General features: G+C 40.6%; 1 protein-coding gene and 1 pseudogene. One reads left to right on the top strand and one right to left on the bottom strand.

The annotated features are described in order from the left end of the window. The first annotated feature begins 187 nt into the window (after positions 1 to 187). Positions 188 to 1,105 carry a homoserine kinase gene (gene thrB, locus ACTHS3_RS13075; RefSeq protein WP_070625017.1) on the top strand — a complete coding sequence of 306 codons (918 nt, stop codon included), beginning with the start codon at positions 188 to 190 and terminating at the stop codon, positions 1,103 to 1,105. Positions 1,106 to 1,147: 42 nt separating this feature from the next. Here thrB and ACTHS3_RS13070 read toward each other — a convergent pair. Continuing rightward, positions 1,148 to 1,403: pseudogene (locus tag ACTHS3_RS13070) on the bottom strand (MFS transporter); the annotation flags it as partial.

Here is a 1,403-nt window from a genome sequence, read left to right as displayed (position 1 = left end):
TATTTCTAAAAAAATACTATCAAACTCCCACACTATCCATACATACAAAAAAATACAAACTAAAGGCCGTCTGAAATTTTGGTCTCAGACGGCCTTTTGAATTTGACCTTCGCTTTAATTTATATTGTTGCCGCTTGTTTTTTGGTATGATGTTTCTTTGATCCTTTATATCAGCCTCGAGTTTGCTATGTCTGTCTATACAAGTGTTTCCGACGCTCAAATGCGTGACTTCCTTCTGCAATATGATTTAGGAGATTTTGTTTCTTTGCAGGGGATTGCTCAAGGAATTACTAATAGTAATTATTTTTTGACAACTTCAACCGGTCGTTATGTCTTGACTGTTTTTGAGGTTTTAAAATCAGATGAACTGCCTTTCTTTTTAGAACTCAACCATCATTTGAGTCTGAATGGTGTTGCCTGCGCTGCTCCGATTGCTCGCAAAGATGGCAGACTGCATTCTATTTTGGCCGGAAAACCGGCTTGTTTGGTCACTTGTTTGAATGGTTCTGATACCGGCTGGCCAACCGAAGCTCAATGCTTCCATACTGGTGCTATGTTGGCCAAAATGCATTTAGCCGGCCAAGACTTTCCTTTAAAAATGAAAAATCCTCGTTATGATGACTGGTGGCGCGATGCCTGCTCTCAGTTACTGCCTGTTTTAGATTCTGAGGATGCTGCACTGCTTCAATCTGAAATTACAGCTTTAGATGAAAATCTGGGAGAGCATTTACCTTCCGGTATTATCCATGCCGATTTATTTAAAGACAACGTATTGCTTAATGGAGATGAAGTTTCCGGCTTTATCGATTTCTATTATGCGTGTAACGGTAATTTCATGTACGACCTGGCAATTGCTGTTAACGATTGGGCACGAACAGCTGATAACAAATTAGACCCTGTCCTTTATGATGCCTTTATCCATGGCTATGAAAGCGTACGTCCATTATCTGATGAAGAACGCGCGTATTTCCCTACTGCACAAAGAGCCGGATGTATCCGTTTCTGGGTGTCCCGCCTACTGGATTTCCATTTTCCTCAATCAGGTGAGATGACATTTATTAAAGATCCGAATGCATTTAGAGATCTGTTATTAAGTCTTAAATAATATATAGATAAAAGGCCGCCTGAAATTCAGACGGCCTTTTATCTAATGTCCTCCTCCACTGGAACCGTTAAATGGCGGCTTTGCCAGCCAAATAATGGGGATCATGCTGATGAATATGATACTGCCTGCCAAGAAGATTTCATTTGAGCCAATAATAAAGCCTTGTTGTGAAATGGTACTATTTATCGCAGCCAGGGCTTGCTCTTTGCTCAGGCCATTGACCATCATGCCTTGAATAGATTGGTTACTGATTGAAGACAATGAATTAATATGTTCGGTCAGCTGAGTATGGTGCAGA

The sequence above is a fragment of the Neisseria sp. P0009.S007 genome, from assembly GCF_051962515.1.
The sequence above is the reverse complement of the archived record's forward strand: the minus strand, read 5'-3'. Positions and strand labels throughout refer to the sequence as shown.